The 26,849-nt window shown below is 65.9% G+C and carries 22 protein-coding genes; 9 read left to right on the top strand and 13 right to left on the bottom strand.

The annotated features are described in order from the left end of the window. Positions 1–147 precede the first annotated feature (147 nt). The 5 genes from BLR29_RS00220 to BLR29_RS00200 form a co-directional block, all read right to left on the bottom strand. Positions 148–876 carry a TetR/AcrR family transcriptional regulator gene (locus BLR29_RS00220; RefSeq protein ID WP_255371052.1) on the bottom strand — a complete coding sequence of 243 codons (729 nt, stop codon included), beginning with the start codon at positions 874–876 and terminating at the stop codon, positions 148–150. A 120-nt stretch (positions 877–996) separates the two neighbouring features. Then, the gene (gene actP / locus BLR29_RS00215) at positions 997–2,634 is read right to left on the bottom strand and encodes a cation/acetate symporter ActP (RefSeq protein WP_092133643.1); all 1,638 of its coding nucleotides are present in this window, start codon (positions 2,632–2,634) and stop codon (positions 997–999) included. Beyond that, positions 2,631–3,014, bottom strand: coding sequence for a DUF485 domain-containing protein (locus tag BLR29_RS00210; RefSeq protein WP_092133641.1), 384 nt, complete (start codon positions 3,012–3,014; stop codon positions 2,631–2,633). Before BLR29_RS00210 ends, actP begins: the two co-directional genes overlap by 4 nt. Before the next feature lie 32 nt (positions 3,015–3,046). After that, positions 3,047–4,267 (bottom strand): FAD binding domain-containing protein, encoded by a 1,221-nt coding sequence (locus tag BLR29_RS00205; RefSeq protein ID WP_092133639.1) that lies wholly within the window; start codon positions 4,265–4,267, stop codon positions 3,047–3,049. After that, on the bottom strand, positions 4,264–4,743 hold the full coding sequence (locus BLR29_RS00200) for a VOC family protein (protein ID WP_092133637.1): 480 nt from the start codon (positions 4,741–4,743) through the stop codon (positions 4,264–4,266). Before BLR29_RS00200 ends, BLR29_RS00205 begins: the two co-directional genes overlap by 4 nt. Positions 4,744–5,117: 374 nt before the next feature. On the opposite strand from BLR29_RS00200, the gene fusA reads away from it, so the two are divergent. After that, the gene (gene fusA, locus BLR29_RS00195; RefSeq protein WP_092133636.1) at positions 5,118–7,157 is read left to right on the top strand and encodes an elongation factor G; all 2,040 of its coding nucleotides are present in this window, start codon (positions 5,118–5,120) and stop codon (positions 7,155–7,157) included. A 159-nt stretch (positions 7,158–7,316) separates the two neighbouring features. Beyond that, positions 7,317–7,748 (top strand): hypothetical protein, encoded by a 432-nt coding sequence (locus tag BLR29_RS00190; protein WP_092133634.1) that lies wholly within the window; start codon positions 7,317–7,319, stop codon positions 7,746–7,748. A gap of 157 nt (positions 7,749–7,905) precedes the next feature. Here BLR29_RS00190 and BLR29_RS00185 read toward each other — a convergent pair whose 3' ends face one another. After that, on the bottom strand, positions 7,906–8,697 hold the full coding sequence (locus tag BLR29_RS00185; RefSeq protein WP_176860836.1) for an IclR family transcriptional regulator: 792 nt from the start codon (positions 8,695–8,697) through the stop codon (positions 7,906–7,908). Between the two features lie 144 nt (positions 8,698–8,841). On the opposite strand from BLR29_RS00185, the gene BLR29_RS00180 reads away from it, so the two are divergent. Genes BLR29_RS00180 through purB form a run of 6 tightly spaced genes read left to right on the top strand, consistent with a single transcriptional unit; the run spans position 8,842 to position 14,200 of the window. Further along, positions 8,842–10,020 (top strand): CaiB/BaiF CoA transferase family protein, encoded by a 1,179-nt coding sequence (locus BLR29_RS00180; RefSeq protein WP_092133630.1) that lies wholly within the window; start codon positions 8,842–8,844, stop codon positions 10,018–10,020. 3 nt (positions 10,021–10,023) lie between these two features. Beyond that, positions 10,024–10,611, top strand: coding sequence for a cysteine dioxygenase family protein (locus tag BLR29_RS00175; protein WP_092133628.1), 588 nt, complete (start codon positions 10,024–10,026; stop codon positions 10,609–10,611). Then, positions 10,608–11,375 carry an enoyl-CoA hydratase/isomerase family protein gene (locus BLR29_RS00170; RefSeq protein WP_092133627.1) on the top strand — a complete coding sequence of 256 codons (768 nt, stop codon included), beginning with the start codon at positions 10,608–10,610 and terminating at the stop codon, positions 11,373–11,375. The genes BLR29_RS00175 and BLR29_RS00170 overlap by 4 nt, the downstream gene beginning before the upstream one ends. Positions 11,376–11,418: 43 nt before the next feature. After that, complete coding sequence (locus BLR29_RS00165; RefSeq protein ID WP_092133625.1) at positions 11,419–12,405, top strand: tripartite tricarboxylate transporter substrate binding protein; 987 nt, start codon at positions 11,419–11,421, stop codon at positions 12,403–12,405. Between the two features lie 50 nt (positions 12,406–12,455). After that, positions 12,456–12,812: a carboxymuconolactone decarboxylase family protein gene (locus tag BLR29_RS00160; protein WP_092135336.1), complete on the top strand. Its 357-nt coding sequence runs from the start codon at positions 12,456–12,458 to the stop codon at positions 12,810–12,812. A gap of 38 nt (positions 12,813–12,850) precedes the next feature. Next, positions 12,851–14,200 (top strand): adenylosuccinate lyase, encoded by a 1,350-nt coding sequence (gene purB, locus BLR29_RS00155; RefSeq protein WP_092133623.1) that lies wholly within the window; start codon positions 12,851–12,853, stop codon positions 14,198–14,200. Positions 14,201–14,275: 75 nt separating this feature from the next. On the opposite strand, the gene BLR29_RS00150 is transcribed toward purB, so the two are convergent. The 3 genes from BLR29_RS00150 to BLR29_RS00140 all read right to left on the bottom strand — a co-directional run bounded on the left by BLR29_RS00150 (position 14,276) and on the right by BLR29_RS00140 (position 17,315). Further along, on the bottom strand, positions 14,276–15,637 hold the full coding sequence (locus BLR29_RS00150) for an MmgE/PrpD family protein (RefSeq protein WP_092133621.1): 1,362 nt from the start codon (positions 15,635–15,637) through the stop codon (positions 14,276–14,278). Then, positions 15,634–16,632, bottom strand: a complete 999-nt coding sequence (locus BLR29_RS00145; RefSeq protein WP_092133619.1) for a Bug family tripartite tricarboxylate transporter substrate binding protein — start codon at positions 16,630–16,632, stop codon at positions 15,634–15,636. Before BLR29_RS00145 ends, BLR29_RS00150 begins: the two co-directional genes overlap by 4 nt. A 173-nt stretch (positions 16,633–16,805) precedes the next feature. Further along, positions 16,806–17,315, bottom strand: a complete 510-nt coding sequence (locus BLR29_RS00140) for an Lrp/AsnC family transcriptional regulator (RefSeq protein WP_092133617.1) — start codon at positions 17,313–17,315, stop codon at positions 16,806–16,808. A 214-nt stretch (positions 17,316–17,529) separates the two neighbouring features. Between BLR29_RS00140 and BLR29_RS00135 the strand changes: the two genes are divergently transcribed. After that, positions 17,530–18,546 carry a 1-aminocyclopropane-1-carboxylate deaminase gene (locus BLR29_RS00135; RefSeq protein WP_092133615.1) on the top strand — a complete coding sequence of 339 codons (1,017 nt, stop codon included), beginning with the start codon at positions 17,530–17,532 and terminating at the stop codon, positions 18,544–18,546. A gap of 136 nt (positions 18,547–18,682) precedes the next feature. On the opposite strand, the gene BLR29_RS00130 is transcribed toward BLR29_RS00135, so the two are convergent. The 4 genes from BLR29_RS00130 to BLR29_RS00115 form a co-directional block, all read right to left on the bottom strand. Continuing rightward, on the bottom strand, positions 18,683–23,155 hold the full coding sequence (locus tag BLR29_RS00130) for a TIR domain-containing protein (RefSeq protein ID WP_092133613.1): 4,473 nt from the start codon (positions 23,153–23,155) through the stop codon (positions 18,683–18,685). A 257-nt stretch (positions 23,156–23,412) separates the two neighbouring features. Next, entirely contained in the window at positions 23,413–25,077 is a 1,665-nt protein-coding gene (locus BLR29_RS00125) for a dipeptide ABC transporter ATP-binding protein (RefSeq protein WP_092133611.1), read from the bottom strand. Continuing rightward, positions 25,074–25,886: an ABC transporter permease gene (locus BLR29_RS00120; protein ID WP_092133609.1), complete on the bottom strand. Its 813-nt coding sequence runs from the start codon at positions 25,884–25,886 to the stop codon at positions 25,074–25,076. The genes BLR29_RS00125 and BLR29_RS00120 overlap by 4 nt, the downstream gene beginning before the upstream one ends. After that, the gene (locus BLR29_RS00115) at positions 25,883–26,839 is read right to left on the bottom strand and encodes an ABC transporter permease (RefSeq protein ID WP_092133608.1); all 957 of its coding nucleotides are present in this window, start codon (positions 26,837–26,839) and stop codon (positions 25,883–25,885) included. The genes BLR29_RS00120 and BLR29_RS00115 overlap by 4 nt, the downstream gene beginning before the upstream one ends. Positions 26,840–26,849: the final 10 nt, after the last annotated feature.

Here is a 26,849-nt window from a genome sequence, read left to right as displayed (position 1 = left end):
GCGTGGAGGACAAAGCGGACGCCACACCGCACTACGAGCGATGCGTCGGGCGTGGCAGTCCGGACAGGAACTTCAGGAACTTCAGGAACGCCCCAATGCGAGCGCGAGCCGCGCTGATTGGGCAGGTAGAGCGGAGTCGGCCGTGGCTTACTGGTTTCGAGCTTTCCGGCCGTTGCTGCTGCCTTGAGCGACGTGGCCAACGGTGTTTCCGTTGTCACGTATCTTTTTCATGGCGGCTGGTGCGCCATTCAGGAACATGTCAACCTTCTGGCGAATGACCGCATCCAGGTCAGTCGGGACCTTGAGTCCGTAGACCCACTTGCGCACACCGATGTAGAAAATCGCGGCGTGAAGACTCCAGATCATCTCGATCTCGGCATCTGTCTCAGCGGCACTGCGCGGTGCGGCAATCCCGTAGGCTTCTCGCACCTCCGCCAGCACCGGCAGGAACACCCTGGTGCGCAGCTTGCTGAGGTACTTGTTATTGATGCCTTCGTGCGCCAGGCCGGAAAAGATGAAGAGTCTGATCCATTCCTCTTTGAGAATGACCGATGAATAGTCGAGGTAGAAGGCATGGAGTCGCTCCGGCAACGGGAGTGAGCGGTCGATGATCTGCCGGTCCCAGTCCGGGCGCCATTGAAAGACCTCGTTGTAGACGCGTTCGATCAGCGCCTCCTTGCTTGCGAAATAGCGATAGAGCAGCGGCTGCGTGACGCCAATCTGTCGCGCCAATTCGCGCGTGCTGCCACCGAACCCGTTGCGGGTGAAGTGTTCGATGGCCTTCTCGACGATTTGCTGCTCCCGCTCCTCGGGCAGCAGCCGCCGGGATGGAAGGGTGGGAGGTTCGTCGGGCGTTGCGGCTGCGCGTGGGTCCATGATTCTCTCTCGCCGTTGCTGTTCGGAGGCTGCCCGTATTCTACCAATCGATCGATAAATGAGAACAGGCGGCATGCCACTGTGGCGTGCCGCCTGCCCGCGCGATATCAATAGGTTCGGTTAGCCACCAATCTTGCCGGCGATACCAAGCTCACAGTCAACGCGCTGGTTCTGATAGGCAACGCGCTCCCAGGCGCCGCGGGCCGATCGGTCGGTTACCGAGAAGACATAGATTCCCGCAAACGCCACAAGCATCGAGAACAGGGCCGGATACTCGTATGGGTAGATCGCGGTGGCATGACCCAACACTTGCACCCAGACCGTCGGACTCAGGATTGTCAGCACCACGGCCGTGACCAGCCCCATCGTGCCGCCGATCACAGCGCCGCGAGTGGTCAGGCCGCGCCAGTAGATCGACAACAGGAGCACGGGGAAGTTGGAGCTCGCCGCGATCGAGAACGTGAGACTCACGATGAAGGCAATGGTTTGCTTCTCGAACAGGATGCCGAGCAGGATCGACAGCACGCCGAGAACCAGCGTGGTCACGCGTGACACGCGCATCTCGTCCATGTCCGATGCCTTGCCCTTGCGGATGACCGTGGCATAGAGGTCATGGGAGATGGCGGACGAGCCCGCCAGCGTCAGTCCCGCAACCACGGCCAGGATCGTCGAGAAAGCCACTGCGCAGATGAAACCCAGGAAGATATTCCCGCCCACAGCATGGGCAAGATGCACGGCCACCATGTTGACCCCACCAATGACGGCGCCCGCGCTGTTGTGGTACAGCGGATCCTTTGCCACCAGCGCAATCGTGCCGAAGCCGATCACGATAATGAGGGCGTATCCAATGCCTACGATGCCCGTTGCGTACAGCACGCTCTTGCGCGCGGCCTTGACGTTGCTGACCGTGAAGAAGCGCATCAGGATGTGAGGCAGACCGGCCGTGCCAAAGATCAGCGCGAGCCCGAGCGAGACCGCCGAGACCGGGTCGGACACGAGGCCACCCGGGCGCATGATCGCTTCCTGCTTGCCGTGTGCCGCGATGGCGTGCTCGAACAGGCTGTTCAGGCTGAAACCGAAGCGACTCAGCACCATGAAGGCCATGAACGCACAGCCCGCCAGCAGCATGACGGCCTTGATGATCTGGATCCACGTCGTGGCCAGCATGCCGCCAAAGAACACGTACACCACCATCAGCACGCCCACGAGCACCACGGCCGAGGTGTAGTTGAACCCGAACAGCAGTTCCACGAGCTTGCCCGCGCCGACCATCTGCGAGACCAGGTACAGCAGCACGATGACGATGGAACTCGACGCGGAGAAGGCGCGGATCGGCCGCTGCCGCAGCCGGTACGACAGCACATCGGCCAGCGTGTAGCGTCCAAGGTTGCGCAACGGCTCGGCAATCAGGAACAGGATGATGGGCCAGCTTGCCAGGAAGCCGATCGAGTAGATCAGGCCGTCATAGCCGCTCGTAAACACCAGCGCCGAGATGCCCAGCAAGGATGCCGCGGACATATAGTCGCCGGCGATGGCCCAGCCATTTTGCATGGCCGTGATCTTGCCGCCGGCGGCGTAGTGATCGGCCACGCTGTTGTTGCGACGTGCCGCCCATCGCGTGATGGCCAGGGTAGCGATCACGAAGACCACGAACATCGCAATCGCGATGCCATTCAATCCCTGGCCCACGGGAGGCGTGGCGGCCATGGCGGGAGAAGTTGCCGCAAGCACGGCGATAGCTGCCAGGATGCGGCTCATGATGGTTCTCCGTTGCGGATGTCCGCGATCATCCGGTCGTAGACCGTGTTGGTGCGATACACATAGACGGCTACAAGCGCGAAGGTAAACGCGAACATGCCGAAGCCGATTGGAATGCCAACGCTCATAGGCTGGCCTGCCACAAGTCGCAGGGCGAGCAGGTCGGGACGGAAGGCCAGCGTCAGGATGAACCCGAAGTAGACCAGCAGCATGGCGGCAGTCAGCGACCACGAGAACCGCCGGCGTGTGCGGTGCAGTTGCTCGAAGTCGGAGCGGCAAAGCATAGGGTGCGGTACCAACGGTGCATCGATACCTTCGACATCGATATGAGCGCCGTATGACACGGCGTCCGGTACAGGTTGGGGGGCGGCTTGAGGCATGGGTTGTCTCCTAGTGTTCTGATCCAGGAATTTCAGAACCGGCGCGACACGGCGGTTTCCCGCATGACAGCTTCCGGCGTGCGATAGCGCTCGGCCATCGCGCGGTCTTCGTCGCTTTTCAGCTGCGCCTGCATATAGGCACCCAGATGGCGGGCATGCTCGACAATGGCCTGGCCAACCTGCACACGCTCGGCGCTATATGCTTCCAGCCCGGCTTCAATGGCGGGGGATGCCGACAGCGCTCGCACTAGTGCCATGGCGTCACCGGCGGCTTTGGTTACGCCCATGCCGCAATGCGGTCGTGCCACAAAGGCGGCGTCGCCAAGCAGCGCAATCCGGCCAAACGCCATACGCGAGACGGTCAGGTCGTAGATCGGTTGGAACAAGGGCTGGGCTGTACGGGCCACGATTTCAGCGAATTGCGGCGCCAACAGGTCGGCAGCCGCACTCTCCATGTCGGCAATGACGTCAGGGCGGATCAACCCCGGAGGAATGCCAGTGGACCAGCATTTGCCATTCGCATCGGTCAGCAGGTTGGCGAGTTCGCGCTCGCCCGTCGCGCGATACCAGACGAAATTGAAGCGCCGATGGCCGGGCGCTGTGCTGTTGCGGTCGCCCGCGACCGGGTAGCCGAGAATCTGCTCGCGCGGTGGCAGGCAGAACGCGAACTTGTCGAAAACCGCGGCGTGCGTGGCTGACGTGAGGTCGGCTTCATCGACCAGGCCGCGCCAGGCGATATAGCCCGCGTACTCGAGCTGTGCTGACGGTAGCAACTGTTCCCGCACGGCGGATCGGAAACCGTCGGCAGCAATCATCATGTCAGCAGAGTGTATCGAGCCGTCCTGAAGCGTGATCTCGGCATGGTCACCGTACGAAGCGACTGCTGTCACGTGAGCGCCGGTGCGATAGCCACCAGGAAATGCGTTGCCCAGCACCTCGTACATTTTTCCCCAGGCGGTTAGGGTCTGCGGCAGTTCGCGATCGGAATCAGCACTGCCGTCGCGGGCCAGCGTGACCCGGGTATTGACGGAGACGCCGATGCTGTCGTCCACGGTCACGCCCGCGGCGGCGAGCGCCTCGAACAGTTCCGGATGCGTGACAATGCCGGCGCCTCGCCCGGTGAGTGCTTCAGGCGTGCGCTCGAAGATCTCGACCTCCCAGCCGCTGCGAGAGAGGAGGTTCGCGGCAAACAGCCCGCCGACGGAGCCGCCGATGATGATTGCCTTGCGTGCAGAGGGTTGTGCGGGACTCATGCCATGGCTCCCGACTTGGCTTGTGAGCGTTGCGGCAGCGTCAGGCCTGCCACTTCTTCAGCGGGGTAGTTGAGTTCGATGGTGACGCCGGACGGATCTTCGATGAACACCTGGTGCAAGCCCAGGCTGGGTACGGTGCGATCGCGCCAGGCAATGCCTTCGGCACGCAGCGTTTCCCACATCTCGGCGACGCCCGTCGCCAGGAAGGCGATATGGTCGACCGTGCCCGTTCCGGTCTGCGGCAGCGCCTTGTCGCCCAGATAAGCGGCGAGGCCCGCGGAAGTGTTCGGATCGATGCCAATGATGTGCACGGTGCCGAAGTCCCTCTCGTCGTCGCCCATATAGAGCCACACCCCCGGGAAGTCGAAAGGCGGGCGGTATCCCCGCCGGAAACCCAGAATGCGTTCATAGAATGCGCACGACCGTTCGAGATCCGTCGTGCGGATCGAATAGTGTGCGAGCTTGGTGATCGCCATCGCTGCCTCCTTCAAATTATCGATTGATCAATGATCGGTTGATAAATAGTAGAGCGAACAGCGTATGCAGGCCAAGTCCGATGGAGTCAGTATTTACCCTGACGTGCTGGTGTGATGAAAGGCACGCACGAAGTCCCTGCCAGCGGGCGTGGTGCCAGCGAGCGGAGCAGCTGTCCGGCCGGCTGCCAGTGAGTTTTCAACACTATCGCCCGGTCCCTGCCGGACGCGTGCGTCGCCCCTTAACCTGCCGAGAGTTCAGTGCGTCGTCCAACGCAGGGGGAGGCGTAACGACCAATGGGACGATCACCCCGTATGGCACACAGGTCCGTTTTCGCCAATAATGGCCCAACATCCACCACTGGACGAGGGTGACCATGCGGTACAGTCCCGACGCCATCCGCACCGTCGCCCTGGTCGGGCATGCCGGATGCGGCAAGACATCGCTTGTCGAAGCGCTGCTGCACCAGGGCGGCGCGATACACGCGCCCGGCAGCGTGGAGCGCGGCACCACGGTCTGCGATTTCGACCCGTTCGAGCGCAAGTATCACCACTCGCTGAACTCTGCCGTCGCCCATCTGCACTATAGGGACACGCGTATCTACCTGCTGGATACGCCCGGGTATCCGGATTTTTCAGGGCTGTCGATCAGTGCTCTGCCCGCTGTAGAGACGGCCGCCATCGTCATCAATGCACAGACCGGCATCGAAATGACCACCCGGCGCATGATGGCGTGGGCGGAGGAACGCAAGCTCTGCAGAATGATCATCGTGAACGGTATTGATGGCGAAAAGGTCGACCTTCCGGGGCTTCTGACGCAAATCCAGGCGACCTTCGGCAAGGGATGCCTTCCCATCAATCTGCCGGCGCAAGGCAGCCGCGAGGTGGTGGATTGCTTTTTCAACCCTGTTGGCGACGCCGATTTCCTGTCTGTTGCGGCCGCGCACAATGCGCTGGTCGATCAAGTGGTCGAGATCGACCCCGCCCTGATGGAGCTTTACCTGGAGCAAGGCGAGGCCATCAACCCCGAGCAGTTGCACGAGCCCTTCGAACGGGCGCTGCGCGAAGGTCATCTGGTGCCGATCTGCTTCACGTCAGCGGTCAATGGCACCGGCATCGCGGAATTGCTCGACGTGTTCGTCCGGCTCCTGCCCACTCCGTTGGAGGGCAATCCGCCGCTCTTCTATCGGGACGCTGGCGGCCGCAAGGAAGTCGTGCGCGCCGAACCGGTTGCGGACGGGCATGTACTGGCCCATGCCTTCAAGATTGTCATGGACCCTTACATCGGCAAGATGGCCGTGTTTCGCATCCATCAGGGCACTATCAAGCGCGATAGCCAGCTTTATATCGGTGACCGGCGCCAGCCATTCCGGGTCGCTCATCTCATGATGCTGCAGGGCAAGGAGCATGTGGACGTCCCGCAAGCCGGGCCCGGCGATATCTGCGCCACGGCCAAGGTCGACGAGATCGGTTTTGACGCCGTGCTGCACGACGCCCCCGAGGACGGCAACATCCACCTGACTCCGCTCCACTTCCCCACGCCCATCTATGGTTTGGCGATCGAGCCTGCGCGCCGAGGCAACGAGCAGCGCCTCTGGGAGACTCTGCAAAAGCTGAGTGCGGAAGATCCGTGCCTGCGCATCGAACACCCGCCCGGCACCAACGAGACGGTGGTTCGGGGCCTGGGCGAGTTGCACCTGCGCCTCATGCTGGAGCGACTCTCCGACCAGTACAAGCTAGAGGTCGTGACACGGCCGCCGACGATCGCCTATCGGGAAACCATCGGCGCCAGGGCCGAGGGGCATTGTCGCCACAAGAAGCAAACCGGGGGCGCCGGGCAATTCGGCGAAGTGATGCTGCGCGTCGAGCCATTGCCGCGAGGCACAGGTTTCGAGTTCGTCGATGCCGTCAAGGGCGGCGCCATCCCAGGCCAGTTCATGCCCGCCGTCGAAAAGGGCATCCTGCAGGTCATCGACAGCGGACCGCTGGCTGGCTTCCCGATGCAGGACGTACGCGTCACCATCTTCGACGGCAAGAGCCACCCAGTCGACTCCAAGGAAGTGGCATTCGTCTCCGCCGGGCGCAAGGCCTTCATCGATGCGGTGCTCAAAGCCCAACCCATCCTGCTTGAGCCTATCGTCGACATTGAGGTGATGACGCCTGAAGCATCAATGGGTGACATCATCGGCGACCTGTCCGCCAAGCGCGGGCAGGTTCACGGCACACGCACGGCCGCCGGCAACGCCGTGGTCATTGTTGGAAAGGTCCCATTGTCCGAACTCAACGACTATCAATCGCGTTTGAACGCGATCGCTGGCGGACACGGCAACTACAGCATCCAGATCAGCCACTACGATCCGATGCCCCCCAACCAGCAGGAGCGGATGGCGTCGAAACATAAGGAATCAGGGCGATGATGGGCTGCGGATTCAACCGGTCAACGAGTATGCCGGTGTCTGGCCGCCTTCACTCAAGCCCGAGATGGAGTCCCATGGTAAGGTTGGCGAGATGAATTCATGGACTTCAACGGGTGATGCATGGGGCGCACCTATGCAGTTCTGGGAAAGTGATGCAACGTGACTGATGCGGAGCAGGAAACGCGGCGCACGCTGCGGACCGAGAGAGTTTCAATCAGCAGGGCTTTGCGCCTGAGCGTGCCGCCGGAGGCCAGGCCTGCGCCGGTCAACGGCAAAGACTGGCTGCGCCAGAGGAAAGAGCAACTGCAGGCTGCCCGTGCCGCTGCCAGGCAAAGGCGCGATCTACTAAGAGCCGAAATCATGTCGGTCGCGCAGGATGTTGCCCGAGAGGAACGCGCTGCTGCGCGGCTGGAAGCTGAACGCCTGAAGGCGGAAGCCAGGGCCGCGCAGGCCCACGCGCGGGAGGACGCACGCGCCGCCGCCAAGTTCGAGCACGGCCAACCAACCCGCTCGGCGTCCAAGCGAAAGACGCTTGCCAATGAGAAACATAAGCTGGTCTCTTACGCGGATCTGTTGCGGATGCGCGAGTGATCTGGCGGAGGTTCGATAGGGCGGATTTGCGATATCCGGCCTTATCGCAATCAATCTGCAAAACTCCGTTCCTTGCACTGGCGAGATCCCGGTTTACGTCACCGAATCCTGCCCGATGCGTGCCTTCACGCCCCAAATGCAGCCCCCCAATCTCCCCCTACCGCAACGCGCCCCAGTGATTGGTGACGCGTAGCAGCGATGCGTGCGGGCCGATCTCGCCGAGGCCGGTCGAAAGCTGCTCGGCCGCTTCGCGGACGGGGCCGGCCAGGTCGCGCAGGCGTGCCGGCCGCAGCCGGGTGTCCGGGCCCGAAATACCGAGTGCGGCGATGACGGCGCCCGTGCCGTCGAAGATGGGTGCCGCCAGGCCATTGACGGCGGGGCGCCATTCGCCACGGTTGATGGCATGGCCCATGCGGCGGATACGTTGCATTTCATGCAGGAACGCTTCAGGGTCCGTGATCGTGCGGGCCGTGGCGGCGCTGAGATCCTGGGCGATCTCGGCCAGCCATTGCGGATTCCTGAAGGCCAGCATGGCCTTGCCGGTGGCCACGCAATGCGCCTGCGCGCGGCCACCAATCTGGCTGTAGGCGCGAATCGGATTCGGGCATTCCACCTTGTGCACGTAGACGACTTCCCGCCCATCCAGCACGGAAAGGTGCACTGACTCCCCGGTGGACTGCATCAGCGCCTCCATCAGTGCATCCGCGTGGCGGCGCAAGTCGAAGCTCCACAGCGCCGCCGACCCCAGTTCCCACAGCTTGATCGATACGGTGTAGCTCGCCGGCGGCACACGTACCACGTAGTGCTCGTCCACCAGCGCCTGCAGCAGCCGATGCGCGCCGCTCTTGGGCATGCTCGCCATGTTTGCCAGCTCGCTCACGCCAATCGGCTTGCCATGGCGCGCCATGATGTCGAGCAGGTGGAGACCTTTGATCAGCGTGTTGTTCATGGCTCGGAGCATCTGACGCCCGGGATGGCCCGGGCAACTGTTCCACAGTTTAGAACACCCCCGTCGAAATGAGGAACGGTCCTAGACTCGGTCCTGAAGTCACGCATCCAGTCACGCATCCAGTCGACGACACACGACACCACAATGACCGATATCCGAACCGAAGACTTGCCCCTCGCCGGCATCCGCGTGCTGGAGTTCTGCACGGTGGCTGCAGGCCCGTTCTGCGCCATGCTGCTGGCCGACATGGGCGCCGACGTGATCAAGATCGAACCACCCGGTGGCGATACGCTGCGCAGCTGGCCGCCGATCACGGCGGGATTCAGCGAGAACTTCGCATCGCTGAACCGGAACAAGCGCTCGGTCGTGCTGGACCTCAAGCGCCCGGAGGACCTCGACGTGGCCCTCGCGCTGTGCGCGCAGTCGGACGTGGTGATCGAGAACAACCGCCCTGGCGTGATGGATCGGCTGGGCCTGGGGTACGAACAGCTGCGCGCGCTACACCCGGCGCTGGTGTATTGCTCGATCTCCGCCTACGGCCAGTCCGGACCGCGTGCCGGGGAGGGCGGTTTCGACCTGACGATCCAGGCGGCCGCAGGCGTGATGAGCGTCACGGGCGACTCCGATGCCCCCGTCAAGTGTGGCGTGCCGGTGTCGGATTTCGCGTCGGGCCTTTATGGGGCGTTCTCGATTGCCAGTGCGCTGCTGCAGGCCCGCGCGCGTGGGCGCGGCGTCCATCTCGACGTGCCGATGTTCGGTTGCACGCTGGCGATCGGCGCGCTGCAAACCAGCGAATACTTTGGCACGGGCCGCAGCCCGGGCAAGCTCGGTTCCGCGCATCCGCGCAATGCGCCATACCAGGCGTATCGGGCCGCGGACGGCTACTTCGCCATTGCCGCCGGCAACGACAGCCTCTGGCGCGCCGTGCTGGGCGCGGTGGGGATGGCGCCGCTGGCCGACGACCCCCGCTTTCTGTCGCCGACGCTGCGCGCGCGCCATCAGGTAGAACTGAAGGCGCTGCTGGAGGAGGTCTTTGTTCACCAGCCGGTCGATCACTGGATCGCCGTGTTTCGCGAAGCCGGCGTGCCTCACTCGCGCATCAACGACTACGCCCGCGCGCTGGAAGATCCACAAGTCGATCACATGGGCTGGATTCGCGATATCGAACTGCCGGGCGGCACGCAGACGCGCACGTTCTCGTCGCCCGTGCGCATCGATGGGCAAGGGGTGCCGGTGCGCAGCGCACCGCCTGCGCTGGGCGCGCATTCGGAATCCGTGCGTGAAGCCGTCGGCAACGCCGCTCAAGTCAATCACCTGGGGTAAACCATGAAAAACGTATCCACTGCGGATAGTCAGGCCCTGGCGCGCTTCATCTCCAGGATGGACGCCATCGTCGCCGATACCCATCAAGCCGAAGCTGCAACGCTTGAAAGGGTGGGGCAAGCGCTGGGCGAACTGGTGGCGCGGGACGACTGGCTGGCGCCGCAATTCACCGTGCCGCATCCGGAGTACTACCGGCAATACCTGCTGCACGCGGACCCGCGGGACCGTTACAGCGTGGTGAGCTTTGTGTGGGGTCCGGGCCAGAAGACGCCGATTCACGACCATTGCACCTGGGGAGCCATCGGCATGTTGCGCGGCGCCGAAGTGGGGCAGGCCTACCGGCAAGGGGAGGCGGGAATGATCGAGGCAGGCGAGCCCGAACGGCTCGAGCCGGGCGATGTGGCGTTCGTCTCGCCAACGATTGGCGATATCCACGTGGTGCGCAATGCGTATGAGGACCGCGTGTCGATCAGCATTCATGTGTACGGCACGGATATTGGCAAGCAGTCGCGGCATGTGTTCGATCCGGTGACTGGCGCCATCAAGACGTTCATCTCCGGCTACGCCAACGTGGAGAAGGCCCCCGCATGAACGCGTCCCCATTGTTGCAGCGCTGGGAAGGGGAGGTGTGCCACCTGACCCTGAACCGGCCGGAACAGGGCAACGCGCTGTCCCGCGAACTGGTGGACGCGCTCGACGTGGCACTGGACGCCTGCGCGGCACGCATGCCGGCCCGGGTCGTCATCGACGGTGCCGGACGCCACTTCTGCACGGGATTCGACCTATCCGGCCTGGAGGCCGAAACCGACGACAGCCTGCTGATGCGCTTCACGCGCATTGAACTGCTGTTGCAGCGCGTGGCGCGCGCACCGTTCCCCACGATGGCCGTGGCGCAGGGCCGTGTCATGGGTGCCGGCGCCGATCTCTTTACCGCGTGTGCGCAACGGATCGCGGTAGCCGGGGCAAGCTTCGCCTTTCCGGGCGCGCGCGGCTTCGGGCTGGTGTTGGGCAGCCGCAGGCTTGCCGCATGTGTCGGCGCACAGCGTGCGCGGTCATGGATCGAAAGCGCGTGCGTGATCAGCGATACCGAGGCCATCGCGGCCGGGCTGGCCACGGCGCGCGTGGAAGCCGTGCAGGCTGTGTTGCCGGAGCCTGCTGCCAATGGCACAAGCAGCCTGCTTGATGACTTCACTGCGCACGCCATCGAGGACGCCATCGATGGCAATGCCGACGTCGATGACGCACGCGACCTGGCGGCGCTGGTGCGGTCGGCCGCGCGAGTCGGCTTGCAGCAGCGGCTGACGGCCTACGTGCAACGGCAAGCGCAGGCGCGACGGTCCACAGGCACCCGCTAGCGTCCGGCGCAGCCGGCGCGACAAAAAAAGGAGGAGACACAAGATGAACCACAGCATCCCGTGTATGGCAGCTGCCGCGGCCATCGTCATGTCCGGTTGGGCCGCGACGGGCGCCCGCGCACAAGGCGAGGCCGCCTATCCATCCAAGCCGATTCACCTCGTGGTGGGTTACGCGCCCGGTGGCGGCACGGACATCATGGCGCGTCTGATCGGCCAGCATATCGGCGTGGCACTGGGTCAACCCGTCGTCGTGGAAAACAAGCCGGGCGCGGGCCAGAACATCGCGGCGAGCTATGTGGCGCGATCCCCGGCGGACGGCTATACGCTGTTCCTGAGTTCCAGCGCGCTGGCGGTGAATATCAGTCTCTACAACAAGCTCGACTACGACCCGGTGAAGAGCTTTGCGCCCGTGGCGGTGTTCGCGCAGAGTCCGAACCTGATGGTGGTGCCGGCGTCGCTCGGCGTGAGCACCGTCGACGAATTCGTGGCCTACGCGAAGAAGGGTGCCCAGGGCGTGAATTTCTCGTCATCGGGTGCCGGCAGTTCCCAGCATCTCGGCGGGGAGCTGTTCAGGCAGGAGACTGGTATCCAGGCCAGCCACGTGCCCTACAAGGGATCGGCCCCGTCGATCGTCGCCATCCTGAGCGGTGAGGTGCAGTACACCTTCATCAACATCCCGTCGGTAATGGCCGTGAAATCCAACAACCGTATGCGTGTGCTGGCCATTACCAGCGCGAAGCGCTCGCCATTGATGCCCAACGTGCCGACCATGGCGGAGGCCGGCATGCCCCACATGACCATGGCGGCCTGGTACGGTGTCCTGGCCCCGGCCGGTACGCCGCCGCAGATCGTCAACCGGCTCAATGCCGCCATCAACAAGGCCGTGGCCGATCCGGCGTTCCGCGAACGCATGCAGACGGAAGGCGCGGAAACGATGGCGGATTCACCCGATTACTTCAAGCGCTTCCTGGCCGACGACATCGCTCGCTGGCGCCAGGTCGTGAAGACCGGCAACGTCAAGGTCGAATAAGCATCCACGCATCCACCTTTCCGCCATCACCAAGGAGAACCCGCATGTCCATGTTCATGAACTGGCCCGATCTGCTGAACACGTTGAAGCGTTCCTACAACCGCCTCGGCAACACCAATCCGAAGATGCTCGAAGCCTACCGCAACCTCGCTGCGGCACAGGGCTCGAACGGGGCGCTCGATGCCAAGACGCGCGAACTGATCGCGCTGGCCGTGGCCGTCACCACGCGCTGCGACGGCTGCATCTCGTCGCATGCGGCGGCGGCGGTCAAGGCCGGCGCCACGGAGAGCGAGATCAGCGATGCGCTCGGCACCGCCATCGCACTGAACGCCGGCGCGGCCTACGTCTATTCGCTGCGGGCGATGGAAGCCGTCGGCCAGCTCAAGGAAGCCGCCAAAGCAGCCTGACCCGGCGGACTGCCGGCATCAACAAGGAGGAGACAATCATGGCAGCCTATGTGGTCGACAGCGCCCTGTTCCGCGACCAGTTCAGTACTGCGCAGATGCGCGAGATTTTCAGCGATGAACAAACGGTGCAACGGTGGCTCGATGTGGAAGCCGCGCTTGCCAGGGTGCAGGCGCGCCTTGGCATCATTCCCCAGCACGCCGCCGACGAGATCTGTGCCAAGGCGCGGGCGGAACTGATCGACCTGCCCGACCTGAAGCGCGAGATGGACCGCACCAGCCATCCGATCGTGCCGCTGCTGCGCGCGATGAAGAAGGTATGCAGCGGTGACGCCGCCGAATACATCCACTGGGGCGCCACCACGCAGGACATCATCGACACCGGCACCATGCTCCAGGTGCGCGACGCGCTCGACGTCATCGGCAAGCGCTATGCGGATCTCCAGACGCACCTCGTCAACCTGGCGGAGACGCATCGCGACCTGACCATGGTCGCACGCAGCCACGGCCAGCAGGCATTGCCGATCACGTTCGGCTTCAAGGCCGCGGTGTGGGTGGAGGAAATGCGCCGGAACATGGAGCGCTTCGCGGAAATGAAGCGTCGCGTGCTGGTGGGGCAGTTCTCCGGCGCCGTCGGCACGCTGGCGGCGCTCGGCGATAAGGGCATCGCGGTGCAGGAGGCGCTGTTCGAGGACCTCGGGCTGGGTTGCCCGCGCATTCACTGGCACGTCTCGCGCGATAGCATCGCCGAGCTGGCCTGTGTGCTGGCAATCTGCACCGGCACCATCGGCAAGATCGCGCACGAGGTGTACAGCTTGCAGAAGACTGAGACCGCCGAGCTGGAAGAGCCGTTCGCGATGGGCAAGGTGGGCAGCAGCACCATGCCCCACAAGCGCAATCCGCCGACCTGCGAGACCGTGGTTGCGCTGGCTCGTCTGGTGCGGAATACGGCGCCGATGGCGCTGGAATCGATCATGGCCGAACACGAGCGCGACAAGATCGTGCTGCAGACGGAACGCGAATTTATCTCGCGCCTGTGCTGCATGTGCGATGCGGCGGCCGTCAAGCTGGGCTACGTATGCGCCAATCTGACCGTGCGCCCCGCCAATATGGAAAGGAACCTGTTCATCCAGCGCGGGCTGCTGATGTCGGAGGCCGTCATGATGGGCCTTGGCGATCGTCTGGGACGCCAGGAAGCGCACGAGATCGTCTACGAGGTGTGCATGGACGTGTTCGAGCGCGGCGGGGATTTCCGCGAGGCGTTGCTTGCCAATCCGAAGGTCGCGGGGGAGATCGACGCGCAAACGATCGACCGGATGCTCGACCCGCACGCCTATACGGGAATGGCCGGGGTGTTCGTCGATCGGGTAGTGAAGGGCGCGAGGGGTTGATTTCGCAGCCTACGTTGTTGGTGTTCTGCGGGTGCCGGGGAAGATTCCGGCACCCGCTTTTTTCGTATTGACTCCTTATTGGCGAAGCGGCGCGAAGTAGCTGGCCACGTCATCGATGCCGTCAGACGCCAGTACGGTCGCAATCAAGGCTTCGGTACGTTCCGCACCCAGGCCCGGCAGCAGCAGCGCGCGGGCCTTGTTGGCGATGCGCGCCTCCTGCCGGCCGAGATCGGTCTCGGGTCGGCTGGCGTCGCTGTGACTGACATGGGCGACACCGTTAGCCAGGGTCACCGTCACCTGCGCATTGGCGCGTGGCATTGCGGCATCGCCATGCACGCGGATGCGGCCGCGCAGCGCGGCAAGCGCGGGATCATCGAGCGCGGCGGTAAAACTCTCCGCCGCGACAGTGCTGCGGCCCGACAGCGCCAGCGCAGCCATATGCGCGATGCTGAATTTGGCTTCCGACGGCGTCCGCGGCTCGGGAATGCAGCAGACATCGAGGTACTGCTGCTCGATCACCACCTCCACGGTGGCGATGTCGGCGGCGGCGAATCCGTGTTCGTGGCGTAGCTGCACGCAGGCCTCGATGGGCGCCTGCGTGCCGTAGCACGAGGCGTGGTACTTGTAGACGATGCCGTGCAAGCGCGAAATCGACGCGTCATGCCAGATGCTCGCGGTATCCCGGACGCCCGCATACAGCGCCCCGAAGCCCTGTTCGCGTTCGAGAATGTCAGGCACCGCCGTGAATCCGCGCGCGGCCAGCCGGGCGGCGCGCAGGCCCATCGCGGCCGCCTGCCCGGCGTGCAACGGCTTGCACATGGTGCCGAACAGCGCGCGCATGCCGCCGGCCTGCGTGGCCGCGATGCCCAGCGCATGCGCGGTCTGGCTGACGTCGAGACGGAGCAGCGACGCCACGGCGACGGTGGCGCCCAACATGCCGAGCGTGGCGGTGTTGTGCCAGCCGCGCCGGTAGTGATCCTCGCCCATCCATGACGCCACGCGACTCTGCAACTCGACCCCTGCCGCAAAGGCTGCCAGCGCTTCGCGGCGGCTGTGCCGGCCGGATTCCGCCTGCGCCAGGATGGCTGGCCACAGCGGCACGGAGGGATGCACGCGCGACTGCAGATGCGCATCATCGAAATCGAGCACGTGTGACGCCGTGCCGTTGACCAGCGCGGCCTGCACCGCGCTGACCTTCGATCCGTCGAGCAGCGTGGCGCATGGCAGCGCGCCTTCCTCGCGCACTTCGGCCAGCAGGATGCGGACGGGCGGCTCCTGCCACGCGGCATGCGCCACCGCAAACCAGTCGAGCAGGCTGTGCCGGGCGATCCGCGCAAGATCCGGCGGCAGCGGGCGGGCCGCGATGCCCAGGCTGTGGGCAACCAGTTCACGGGTCAGCGCCGGGAGTTGCGTGTGCGTTTTGGGGGCGGCGTTCATTTCACCTCCATCGTCTTCAGCAGCTTGTCGCTGATGCCGGCGCGATAGCGCGCGATGTCATCGACGATGTACTGGCGGAACTTGTCGGTCGGCATGTCGACTTCGAGCGCGCCATCCTGCCGGACGATGCGGCGCAGGTCGGCATTGCGCAGCCCTTCGGACACGGCGCGCGACAGGCGCTGCACGATCGCGTCGGGGGTGCCTGCCGGCGCCACCAGGCCGTACCACTGCGTCACGGTCACGTCGATGCCGATCTCGCGAAAGGTCGGCACTTCAGGAAAGGCAGGCGTGCGCTGTTCTCCGGTCAATGCCAGCAGCCTGAGCTTGCCGGCCTTCACCTGGCCCATGATCGGAGGTGCCGTGGCAAAGAACAGGTCGGTGTGGCCGCCGAGGAGGTCCGTGATGGCGGGGCCGGAGCCGCGATAGGGGATCGGCGAGATGTCGACGCCAGCCTTCGCCTTGACCATTTCCATGGTCACGTAGCCGACGCTGCCGGGCCCCGACGAGCCATAGCTGAGTTGACGCGCTCGGGCGGCGGTGAACGCGGCCGCCGCGTTCGGGTAGCTATCCGCCGCCGCGAACAGCCCGTGCGGCGCCTGAACCAGCATGCCGACGGCGACGAAGTCCTCGGGCACCTTGTAAGGCAAGTCCTTGCCGCGGATGGCCGCCGCCAGCGACATGTTGCTGCTCATGCCCATCAGCAGCGTGTAGCCATCAGGCTTGCTGCGCGCCACCTGTTCGGCCGCCATCATGCCCCCGGCACCACCCTTGTTTTCCACGACCACTGGCTGGCCCAGCTTGCGCGAAAGTTGTTCGGCGATCAGCCGGCCGTAGAGGTCGCCACCACCGCCGGGCGGAAATCCCACCACCAGCCGGATGGGCCGGTCCGGGTACTCGGCGTGGGCAGCCGTGGCCGCTGCGCATACCAGGATGCATAGCAGCCAATACACGCCCCGCCATGCGCGTGTGGCCGCGCTTCGCATGTGCTCCGTCATTGTTGTCTCCTCGCTATCGTCAGACAGGCCGGGTGGCCTGCATCGATTCTGGGCGAGGGGACGGGATCTTCATGGATGTTCCGCGAACTGGAACGGCCCGGGTTCAGGCAGATGCCAGACCCGGTGGATCGTCAGGCTTGCATCGCAATCACGCGCGGGCGTCGATGCGCGACTCAGATCGGAAATTGCGTGGTCGACAAGACCTGCTTGAGGACCATGAACGAGCGTATCTGCCGCACACCCGGCAGATACAGCAGTTGCTCGGCATGGAGGCGATTGAAGCTCTCGCTGTCCTTGGTGCGCAGCAACATGAAATAGTCGAATTCGCCCGTCACCACGTGGCACTCCATGCAGCCCGATACCTGCTGAGCGGCTTTCTCGAACTGGGCGAAAGACTCCGGCGTGGAACGGTCCAGCACCACGCCGATCATCACCAGCATGCCGGCATCGAGCGCGGCGGGATTCAGCAGTGCCACGATGCCGCGGATCAGGCCCATTTCCTTCAGCCTTTCCACCCGCCGCAGGCAGGCGGGCGGGCTCAGGTTGACTTTCGCGGCCAGCGCCACGTTCGAGATCGAGGCATCTTGCTGGAGCGCGCGCAGGATCGCCTTGTCGGTGCGATCGAGGGCTTCCGCTGCTGGTGCCGCGTGCTCCGTTTTGGTGCCTAATTTTGTTTCGTCCATGATGAATCTTGGAAAATATAGATCGTAGAAATCGCGTTGAAACTTTCTAATGCTGTGTAAAAGCCGAGCTTTTTGCAAGCACGTTTCGTGCGTTTTTTCATACGATTGAGGCCATCACAGCGTGGATGAAAGGGATGCACCGGATGCCCGTGTGCTTCGCCCCCCTCGATGTCTGGATGCCTGAAACCCCCGCCCCAACCCTGGAGTCGCCGACATGAACCTCAAGCGCTTTTCCCGCCATGCCCTGACCTTCGGGCCCACGCCCATCCAGCCGCTGAAGCGCCTCTCCGCACATCTGGGCGGCAAGGTCGAGCTCTACGCCAAGCGCGAAGACTGCAACAGCGGCCTGGCCTTCGGCGGGAACAAGACCCGCAAGCTCGAATACCTCATTCCTGATGCCCTGGCGCAGGGCTGCGACACGCTGGTCTCCATCGGCGGCATCCAGTCCAACCAGACGCGCCAGGTGGCCGCCGTGGCTGCGCATCTCGGCCTGAAGTGCGTGCTGGTGCAGGAAAACTGGGTGAACTACTCCGATGCGGTGTACGACCGCGTCGGCAATATCCAGATGTCGCGCATGATGGGCGCCGATGTGCGCCTGGTCAGCGACGGCTTTGACATCGGCATCCGCAAGAGCTGGGAAGAGGCGATGGAAAGCGTGCGAAAGGAGGGCGGCAAACCCTATCCGATCCCCGCCGGTTGCTCGGAGCATCCGCTCGGCGGGCTCGGTTTCGTCGGCTTTGCCGAGGAAGTCCGCGCGCAGGAGGCTGAACTCGGCTTCCGCTTCGACTACATCGTGGTGTGCTCGGTGACCGGCAGCACGCAGGCCGGTATGGTGGTGGGATTTGCCGCGGATGGCCGCGCGGATCGCGTGATCGGCATCGATGCATCGGCCAAGCCGGAGCAGACGCGCGCGCAGATCCTGCGCATCGCCAAGAACACGGCCGAGCTGGTGGACCTCGGCCGCAACATTACCGATGCCGACGTGGTGCTGGATACGCGTTACGGCGGGCCCGAATACGGCTTGCCGTCGGAGGGAACGCTCGAAGCCATCCGCCTCAGCGCCCGGTACGAAGGCATGATGACGGACCCCGTATACGAGGGTAAATCGATGCACGGGATGATCGATATGGTGCGCCGGGGCGAGTTTCCGGCGGGCTCCAAGGTGCTCTACGCCCACCTTGGCGGCGCGCCGGCGCTGAACGCCTATAGCTTCCTGTTCCGCAACGGCTGAAGCGGATTGCCGCGAGCGGCGGCCCGGCATTCCGCGATAGACGTCGTCGTCGCGGGCCGCCGGGCGAACGGGCGCTCGCGTTGCCATCGCAGGGCGCTTGTTACGGTCGCCAGTGCGCCACGGCACCGGCACCCGGCTACTTCGCCCCCATGGCTTCGAGCTGCTGGAAGTTCTTCACCTGTCCGCCGCGCTGCAGGAACGCGATCCAGCGCCGCCGCGACTCCACCTCCGCGCCGGGCCGGCCACCGGACGACGCCCAGCCAAGATAGGCGGTGAAATCATCGATCGCCCCGCGCCGATCGTTCAGCAGCGCGCGCACCACGCCTCGGCTGTCGCGGTAGCCGCCGTCGCCGGGCTGGGCCAGCACAGCCAGATCGCACATATCGAGCACCTCGCGCGCCAGGTTTTGCTGCCCGCCCTGCCAGCACAGTTCGTTCAGTTGATACGCGGGCAGCGTCGCGGCCGGGTCCAGCTCCCGCACATGGCGATACATCGCGGCCGCCTCGGCAATCTCCCGCTTGCCGGCCAGTTGCCCGGCTTGCTCGATGTAGTACGCCACAACGCTCTTGCGGCCCGCGGCCACCGGGTCGATGCGCAGGGAAGGGTCGAGCGCCATCGCTTCCTCATACATGCGGGTGGCGCCTTGCTGATCGCCCTGGCCGCCCAGTTTTTCTGCCTGGGCGGCCAGTACGTGCGCGCGCAGGTTGTTGGCGCGGCCCTGCGGATCGAGATCGCTCTCCACGCCGAAGGCGACGGCGCGCTGGAAAGCGGCCACGGCTTCCTCCAAACGGCCCTCCTGCGCGAGGGCGTCGCCCTGCTTGACGAAGCGCGGCGCCGCCAGCTTCCTGGCGGTGACGACGGGATCGATGTCGAGGCTGTCGTCCAGCGCGCGAGCCTGCAGGTACAGGGCGACCGCGGGCTCCACGTTGCCGGCAGCGGCGGCCTTGCCGGCTTCCGCGACCAGCGCCTGCGCCTTGGCCAGCCGCGCCATCTCCGCCGCGGGGTCCGATGCCGCGGCCGGGTCAAAGCGCCGTGCGGCGGCATAGGCCGCGAGCGCCGCGTCCTTCTCGCCCCGGCGCGCGAGCGAGCGCGCTTCCGATAATTCGGCCTCCACCGCCTGTTGGGTCGCGCGCGCCTTCGGATCGATCTTGAGGGACGGGTCGATCTTGCGCGCCGCTTCATAAAGCGCCGTGGCCCGCGCGACGTCACCGTTGCCGGCAATGCGGTCGGCGTCGGCCATCCACTCGGGAGGCAGGCCGTTGGGCGGGCAGGAGAGCCGGTACGGCACGCGTTCGAGATGGCGCTGCCAGATGGCTTCCCCGAGGTTGCGGCCGGCGATGCGGCAAGCCAGCGCGAGCTGTTCCTCCATACGCATGCGCCACAGGCGCAGATCGCCACCGGCCAGCGCGGCCAGCCAGCGCCCGTCCGGCGAAAAGCGCAGGGCCCAGGCCGCACCGCGTTTGCCCGCATCGGGGTCCGACGTGGCGGGTAGCGGGGTGGGGTCGGTCAGCGTACCGGCGACAAGCTCGGCGCGCCGCCAGACCCTGACATAACCGTTGAGGTAGCCTGCCGCAATCGATGCACCGTCCGGGCTGATGCTCACGACGTTGACCGTGGCGCCGCGCTGGCCGAGGGTCAGCGGCACGGCGTCCGGCGCCTGCAGGTCCCACAGGCGCACGGTGCCGTCCTCGCTGCCGGTCACCAGCCAGCGGCCACCCGTATCCAGTCCGACGCTGGAAATCGCGCTTTCATGGCCGCGCAGCGTGACGGCCGATGCGCCGCTGGCCGAGGGCGTCCAGATCCGTATCAGCGAGTCCTCGCCCGCTGTCATGAAGCGGCGCCCGCCATCGAAGAACCTTGCCTCGAAGATCACGCCCTGATGGGCGTCAAGCCGCAGCGGCCTGGCCGTGGCGGGGGCATCGAGCGTCCACATCTGGACCTTGCCATCCACGCCGGCGCTGAGCAGCTGACGGCCGTCGGGGCTGAAGTCGAGGTTGGTGATCCAGCCGTCATGGCCGGTCAGCACGCGCGGCGCGGCGCGGGCATCGCCCGGCTTCCACAGCAGGACTTCGCCCTGTTCGCCGCCGGTGGCAATCAGGCTGCCATCCGGGCTGACGGCCAGCGCGGAAACACTGGATTCGCGCTCCGCCGGCGCGCGGGCCAGCGTGGTAACGGGCTGGCGCAGGTCGGGCGGGCGCCAGATGCGCACGGTGTGGTTCCAGTCGGCGGTGGCCAGCCATTTGCCGTCAGGCCCGAACGCCAGCGCGGTGACATCGTGCGAATGGCCCGGCAGGATGCGTGGCGATGCAGCGGGGTCGGCCAGATCCACCCATTGCGCGGTGCCATGTTCCCGCCCCGGCATGGCGATCCAGCGACCCTGGGGGTCTATCGCGACGGCATTGGGCAGGCCGCCCGTGGGCACGCCGCCGCCACCGCCATTCGGCGTCTTGTATTCCAGTTCCGGCAATGCCGCCGCAGGGATTTGCAGCGGATCGGCGCCGCCCTTGCGGACGGGCCACGAATACGGGCCGGCGCCCCCATACTTTGGCGTCGCAAACAACCAGCGGCCATTGGCGCTGAAGCGCACCTCGCCAATCTTGACGTCCGGTCCGCGCAGCGTTTCCGCACCGTCTTCGCTCCCCGGCGTGGCGATCCGCACGCGGCCGTCTTCGGTCACGATGGCAAGGCGCCGGCCGTGCGCATCGAAAGCAAGCTGCGCCACGCGAGCGTCGAGTTTTGCCACGTTTCCGGCGTCCTCCTGATGCGTCAGCGCCTGGACGCGCACCCAATAGGCGGGATCTCCCGCGCCCCGGCCGGGCACGACGGTGGCAAGCCAGGCGCCATCGGGGGAAATCGCCGCGGCCGTGGCCGGCCACGCGCGGTACGCGGCCGGCGCCGCGCTCGCGCTGGCGTCGAGCTGCCATATCCGTACCTCGTCGCGTACCAGCGCGGCGATGCCGCCTGCGCCGGGCAAGAAGCCGATGATTTGCACGGTGCCGCCCGCCGCTGGCGCTTCGGCTGCGCTGGCGGCACTTGTGGCACTGGCGGCGGCGTCCCAGGCAAGCGGAACGGGGCGCCACTGGCCTTGATCGAGCCGCCACACGCCCAGCCGCGATTTGTCGCTGGCGTTGCCATCGCGGACGATCTGCGCCAGCCACAGGCCGTCCGCGCTGAATACCGCCGTGGCGTCAGGGTTGCCGCCTGCCAGCGGCTGCGGCGCCGGCGGGCGCGCGCCGAGGTCCCACATGAACACCGTCTTGTCGTACCCCGCGCTGAACATCCATTGCGCGGTGGGATCGAACGCGACGCTTTGCAGCGTGGTGGGCTGGCCCCGATAGTCGCGGCGCGGCTGGTGTTTCGCCAGCACCAGCGGCGGCGTGGCAAGGTCGTCGGGGCGGCGCAGGTGCACGCGCGCATCGTTGTCGACGCTGGCCAGCCAGTGACCATTGCTGGCCAGCCCCAGCAGCCGTTCGCCGGACATGCGCTGGCCAACCGCGATCGGCGTGTTCCCCGGCACGGCCAGGTTCCACAGCAACGGCTCGCCCTGGTCGCCCTGCGTCATCAGCAGCAGGCGGCCGTCCGCGCTGAAGCCTCGCAGCGATGGTTTGCCCGGTGCCAGTTGCAGCGAGCGCGGCGGCTCGTCGGGCGTGGCGAGGTCCCACACATCCACCCGGCCGTCGCGGTCGAGCGTGGCCACGCGTCCGCCATCGGCGCTGAACATGGCCGATGAAACGCGGCCGGCGCGGGTGCCGAGCGGCTGGCCGGACGCACCCGCCAGCGCTTCGCGCAGCGCGCCCTGTGCCTGCGGGGTGACGCTGCCGTCTGCATCGCGCGTGGCGCGCACGGCTTCCACGGCCAGCAGGAGTCCGGTTTGCGGCGCATCCACGCGGGCCTGTCCGGACACGCCGGCAAGGTAGTTCGCCAGGCCGCGCAGGGCGACGTTGCGTTGCTCGTCGGCCGCCAGTTTCTGCATCCAGGCCGTGACCGCCAGCGCGCTGACGACCAGCGTGACGGACCCCATGACGCCGATCAGCAGATTGCGCCGACGCTGCCGACGCACGCGGTCGCGCTGCTCGATCTCGTCGCGGGGGAGCCCGTAAAGATTGGCCAGCAGCGTGTACCAGCTGCCTTCGAACTTGCCCCGGTCGACCTTGTCGTGCGCCGGATCGAAGCTGTGATAGTTGACGGCGAGCGGCATCTCCAGCGCCTCGGTCAGCGCCTGGGGAAAGGCCTGCTCCGCAGCCTGCCCGGGGGTCGCCTCGTTGTTCGGCACACCGGCCAGCAGGATCGGGATGAGCGTCTCGGGGCCGTGATGGGCGATATAGCGCCGGATTTCATCGTCGACGAACGTGCTCTGGCGGGCCGCTGGCGAGCAGATGACGATCAGCTTGTCGGCGCGTGCGAGGTAGCCGTCGATCGACTTGTAGTACTCGGTGCCGGTGAGGTCGCCTTCGTCGCGAAAGATGCGCAGCCGGCGCTGCGGCACCGCCAGCGCCTTAGGGGGAGCATAGGCGTTCAGGGCCTTTTCCAGCAGCCGCGCAAAGGCGATGTCGGTGCGCTTGTACGAGATGAAGGCGTCATAGCGGTCGCCGCCCGTATCCGTTGCCATGGTGAACTCCCTTCACCCCACCACTGTGATGTCCCGGCTGCTGACAGGTGTCGCCTGCAAAGATAGGCCATGTGATGCGGGATGCAAGCGTGCCGTCGCCACTGGCCCGTGGTGTTTCACCAGCCTTACAAAGTAAGCGGCACTAACTTCTGCCCTAAGTTCCGCTTGCAGCGGGCCCGGAGCGTGGCTGGCGGGTGAGGGCGGGTGAGGGCGGGAAGGGGCCAGCCCCGTGTGGCGGGGCTGGCGAGGGAGGCGGGTCAGGCCGCCGCCATGCGCGCCGACAACGGCGTTTGCTGGCCTGGTGCCACGTAGGCGGCTTCCAGCAGCGCCTGCGTGTACGGGTGACGCCGGTGGTCGAAGATGTCCGCGACGCTGCCTTCCTCGACGATGCGGCCCTGATGCATCACGACGATCCGATCCGCCACTTCGGACACGGCGGCCAGGTTGTGCGAGACGAAGAAGCAGGCAAAGCCATGCTGCGTCTGCAGTTGCCGGAACAGCGTCAGCACCTGCTTCTGGATCGTCATGTCGAGGGCGGACACCGGTTCGTCCGCCACCACCAGCGCCGGACGACGAATCAATGCGCGGGCGATGGCCACGCGCTGGCGCTGGCCGCCGGAAAGCGCATGCGGGTATCGCTCGCCCAGTCCGGTGAGTCCGACCTCGGCCAGCATCTCCGCCACGCGCGCCCGGCGTTCGGCCGCTGTGAGCGGCTCGCCATGATTGAGCGGCTCGGCGACGATGTCGGCGATGCGCTGGCGCGGATCGAGCGAGGAGTAGGGGTCCTGGAAGACCATCTGGCACGCCAGCCGGAAATCGCGCTGCGCCGCCTTGCCGCCGGCGCCCAGCGGTTGCCCGCGAAAACGCAGCTCGCCGCCCGCCAGTGGCAGCAGGCCGATCATCGCGCGCCCGAGCGTGGTCTTGCCCGATCCGGAGCCGCCGACCACCGCCACCACCTCGCCGGGCCGGATCGCCAGCGAGACGTTGTCGACGACCCGCTTGTCGGCCTGGCGCGAGAACAGCCGGTGGCTGCCGGGATAGGCCACCGAGACATTGCGCGCCTCGATCACGGGCGCCACGTCGGGAATCGGCTGGCGGTCTTCCGCGCGTTGGGGCAGCGCGTCGATCAGGCTGCGCGTGTAGTCGGCGGCGGGCCGGCTGAGCACGCTGGCGGCGGGGCCGTACTCCACCTGATCGCCACGCCGCAGCACCAGCACGCTATCGGCGTAGTGCGCCACGAGCTGCAGGTCGTGCGTGACGAGCAGCACCGCGGTGCCGCTCTTGCGCGTGAGATCGACCATGATTTCCATGACCTCGCGCTGGCTCAGGGCGTCGAGCGCCGTGGTGGGTTCGTCGGCGATCAGCAGGCGGGGCTTGAGCAGCATCACCGAGGCCAGCATGATGCGCTGGCGCATGCCGCCCGAAAACGCATGCGGAAACGAGGTCATGCAGCCCTCGGGATCGGCGATCTGCACGCGCCGCAGCATCTCCAGCGCCCGCTCGCGTGCGGCGGCGGCGCTGATTCGCTCGTGCAGCATCAGGCCTTCGCAAAGTTGCGCGCCGACCGTGATGGCCGGGTTCAGCGAGACCATCGGCTCCTGGAACACCATGCCGGCCACCTGGCCGCGCAGGCCGCGCATGGCTCGCTCGGACAGCACGGCGACGTCGCTGCCGTCCAGCATGATGGTGCCGCCGGTGTGCTTCACCTGCGAGGGCAGCAGGCGCATCACCGCGCGGCCGGCCATCGTCTTGCCACTGCCGGACTCGCCGACCAGCGCCAGCACCTCGCCGGGGGCCATGTCGAACGAAATACCGTTGAGGATCGGGTTGCCGCTGGTGCCGTGCAAGGTGAGATCACGCACGGAGAGCAACGGGGTTGCATCGGCCATCGCCTGGCACTCCTGTCGGGTTTTGGCGTTCATCGTTGTTCCATGCGGGGGTCGAGCCAGTCGCGCAGGGCATCACCGAGCAGGTTGATGCCCAGCAGCGTCATGGCGATACACAGGCCGGGCGCGATGCCCAGCCACGCGGCGGATTCCATGTAAGGGCGGCCGGATGACAACATGTTTCCCCATGTTGGCGCGGGCGGCGGCACGCCAAGGCCCAGGAAGCTCAGTGCGCTTTCGGCCAGCACTACCCAGCCGAACATCGACGTGCCCAGCACCATCAGCGGCGCGGCGCAGTTGGGCAGGATATGGCGCAGCATGGTGACGAGTTCGCTGTTGCCGATCACGCGCGAGGCTTCCACGAACTCCTTCTCGCGCAGCGACAGCACGGTGCCGCGCACCAGCCGCACCACGGTGGGCGTGTAGGCCAGGCCCAGCGCCAGCACGATGCCGTACTGGTTGGCGCCGGTGACCACCATGATGCCAAGCGCCAGGAGGATGCCCGGGAAGGCCAGCAGCGCGTCGTTGAGCACCATCATCACGCGATCGGTCTTGCCGCGAAAATACCCGGCGACGAGCCCGAGCAGCGTGCCGAGCAACAGGGCCACCAGCACCGTCAGCGCGGCCACCAGCAGGCTGGCGCCGGCGCCGGCCAGCAGGCGCGAGAGGATGTCGCGCCCGAACTCGTCGGTGCCGAGCCAGTGCAGGCTGGTAGGCGGCTTGAGCCGCATGCGCAGGTTGAGCTTGAGCGGACTGAACGGCGTCCAGACCGTGGAGAGCAGCGCCATGATCACGACGCTACCCACGAGCGTGCCGCCGATAACGGCGTTGGTTCGGAATTTCATGATGTGGCGATGCGCGGATCGAAGAAGGGATAGAACAGGTCGACCACCAGGTTGACCAGCACGTAGATCGCCGCCGTGAACAGCAGGCAGCCCTGCACCACGGGGTAGTCGCGCGCAAAGATGGCGTCGACGAGCAGGCGGCCGAGCCCCGGCAGCGTGAACACGGTCTCCAGCACGGCGATGCCGCCGAGCAGGTTGCCCAGCACCAGCCCGATCATGGTCCACGTGGGCGCAAAGGCGTTGGGCAGCACGTGGCGCAGCAGCACGCGGCGCTCCGACAGGCCCTTGGCCCGGGCATGGGTCACGTATTCAAGCCGCAGCGTCTCGATGGCGCTGGCGCGCGCCATGCGGGTCAGCACGCCCATTTCGATCAGTGTCAGCGTGATGATGGGCAGCGCCAGGTAGCTGGCCGCGGCGCGCCAGTCTTCGCTGAACGCCACGTAGCCCACCACAGGCACCCAGCCCAGCTTGAGGCCCACCACGAGCAGCAGCAACAGCCCCAGCCAGAAGCTCGGGATCGACAGGAAGAACGTGGCGCCGGCCACGATGACCGTATCGGTCAGCGAGTTCTGCTTCCAGGCGGCGAACAGGCCTGCCGGCACGGCGATGGCGGCTGCCGCGGCCACGGCCACGAGCACGATCGTGGCGCTGACCTGGAAGCGCTCGATCAGCAGCGGCAGCACGGCCTCGCCGCTGGAGATCGAGTGGCCGAAGTCACCACTGGCCATATGCGAAAGCCAGAGCCAGAACTGCACGAAGATGGGCTTGTCGAGGCCGAATTGCGCGCGCAGGTCGGCGATCTGCGCGGCGGTGCCGGTGTCGCCGAGGATCATTTGCGCGGGGTCGCCCGGGATCAGGCGCATCAGCACGAAGACCAGCACCGCCACCAGCAGCAGCGTGGGCAGGGTCCATAGCGCACGCCGCAGCAGGTAGAGAGGGAAGGAAGATGACATGGGATCGGTC

This window comes from Cupriavidus sp. YR651 (assembly GCF_900101625.1).
GTDB lineage: Bacteria > Pseudomonadota > Gammaproteobacteria > Burkholderiales > Burkholderiaceae > Cupriavidus.
This window is presented reverse-complemented; position numbering and strand designations above follow the sequence as displayed.

Bases quoted from the DNA above. Each gene is read 5' to 3' on its own strand.
- BLR29_RS00200 (WP_092133637.1), bottom strand. From the start codon at position 4,743: ATGGCGATCACCAAGCTCGCACACTATTCGATCCGCACGACGGATCTC.
- BLR29_RS00140 (WP_092133617.1), bottom strand. From the start codon at position 17,315: ATGGACGAAACAAAATTAGGCACCAAAACGGAGCACGCGGCACCAGCA.
- purB (WP_092133623.1), top strand. From the start codon at position 12,851: ATGGCAGCCTATGTGGTCGACAGCGCCCTGTTCCGCGACCAGTTCAGT.
- BLR29_RS00185 (WP_176860836.1), bottom strand. From the start codon at position 8,697: ATGAACAACACGCTGATCAAAGGTCTCCACCTGCTCGACATCATGGCG.
- BLR29_RS00170 (WP_092133627.1), top strand. From the start codon at position 10,608: ATGAACGCGTCCCCATTGTTGCAGCGCTGGGAAGGGGAGGTGTGCCAC.
- BLR29_RS00120 (WP_092133609.1), bottom strand. From the start codon at position 25,886: ATGAAATTCCGAACCAACGCCGTTATCGGCGGCACGCTCGTGGGTAGC.
- BLR29_RS00175 (WP_092133628.1), top strand. From the start codon at position 10,024: ATGAAAAACGTATCCACTGCGGATAGTCAGGCCCTGGCGCGCTTCATC.
- BLR29_RS00115 (WP_092133608.1), bottom strand. From the start codon at position 26,839: ATGTCATCTTCCTTCCCTCTCTACCTGCTGCGGCGTGCGCTATGGACC.
- BLR29_RS00135 (WP_092133615.1), top strand. From the start codon at position 17,530: ATGAACCTCAAGCGCTTTTCCCGCCATGCCCTGACCTTCGGGCCCACG.
- BLR29_RS00165 (WP_092133625.1), top strand. From the start codon at position 11,419: ATGAACCACAGCATCCCGTGTATGGCAGCTGCCGCGGCCATCGTCATG.
- BLR29_RS00145 (WP_092133619.1), bottom strand. From the start codon at position 16,632: ATGACGGAGCACATGCGAAGCGCGGCCACACGCGCATGGCGGGGCGTG.
- BLR29_RS00130 (WP_092133613.1), bottom strand. From the start codon at position 23,155: ATGGCAACGGATACGGGCGGCGACCGCTATGACGCCTTCATCTCGTAC.
- actP (WP_092133643.1), bottom strand. From the start codon at position 2,634: ATGAGCCGCATCCTGGCAGCTATCGCCGTGCTTGCGGCAACTTCTCCC.
- BLR29_RS00125 (WP_092133611.1), bottom strand. From the start codon at position 25,077: ATGAACGCCAAAACCCGACAGGAGTGCCAGGCGATGGCCGATGCAACC.
- fusA (WP_092133636.1), top strand. From the start codon at position 5,118: ATGCGGTACAGTCCCGACGCCATCCGCACCGTCGCCCTGGTCGGGCAT.
- BLR29_RS00210 (WP_092133641.1), bottom strand. From the start codon at position 3,014: ATGCCTCAAGCCGCCCCCCAACCTGTACCGGACGCCGTGTCATACGGC.
- BLR29_RS00180 (WP_092133630.1), top strand. From the start codon at position 8,842: ATGACCGATATCCGAACCGAAGACTTGCCCCTCGCCGGCATCCGCGTG.
- BLR29_RS00205 (WP_092133639.1), bottom strand. From the start codon at position 4,267: ATGAGTCCCGCACAACCCTCTGCACGCAAGGCAATCATCATCGGCGGC.
- BLR29_RS00150 (WP_092133621.1), bottom strand. From the start codon at position 15,637: ATGAACGCCGCCCCCAAAACGCACACGCAACTCCCGGCGCTGACCCGT.
- BLR29_RS00160 (WP_092135336.1), top strand. From the start codon at position 12,456: ATGTTCATGAACTGGCCCGATCTGCTGAACACGTTGAAGCGTTCCTAC.
- BLR29_RS00220 (WP_255371052.1), bottom strand. From the start codon at position 876: ATGGACCCACGCGCAGCCGCAACGCCCGACGAACCTCCCACCCTTCCA.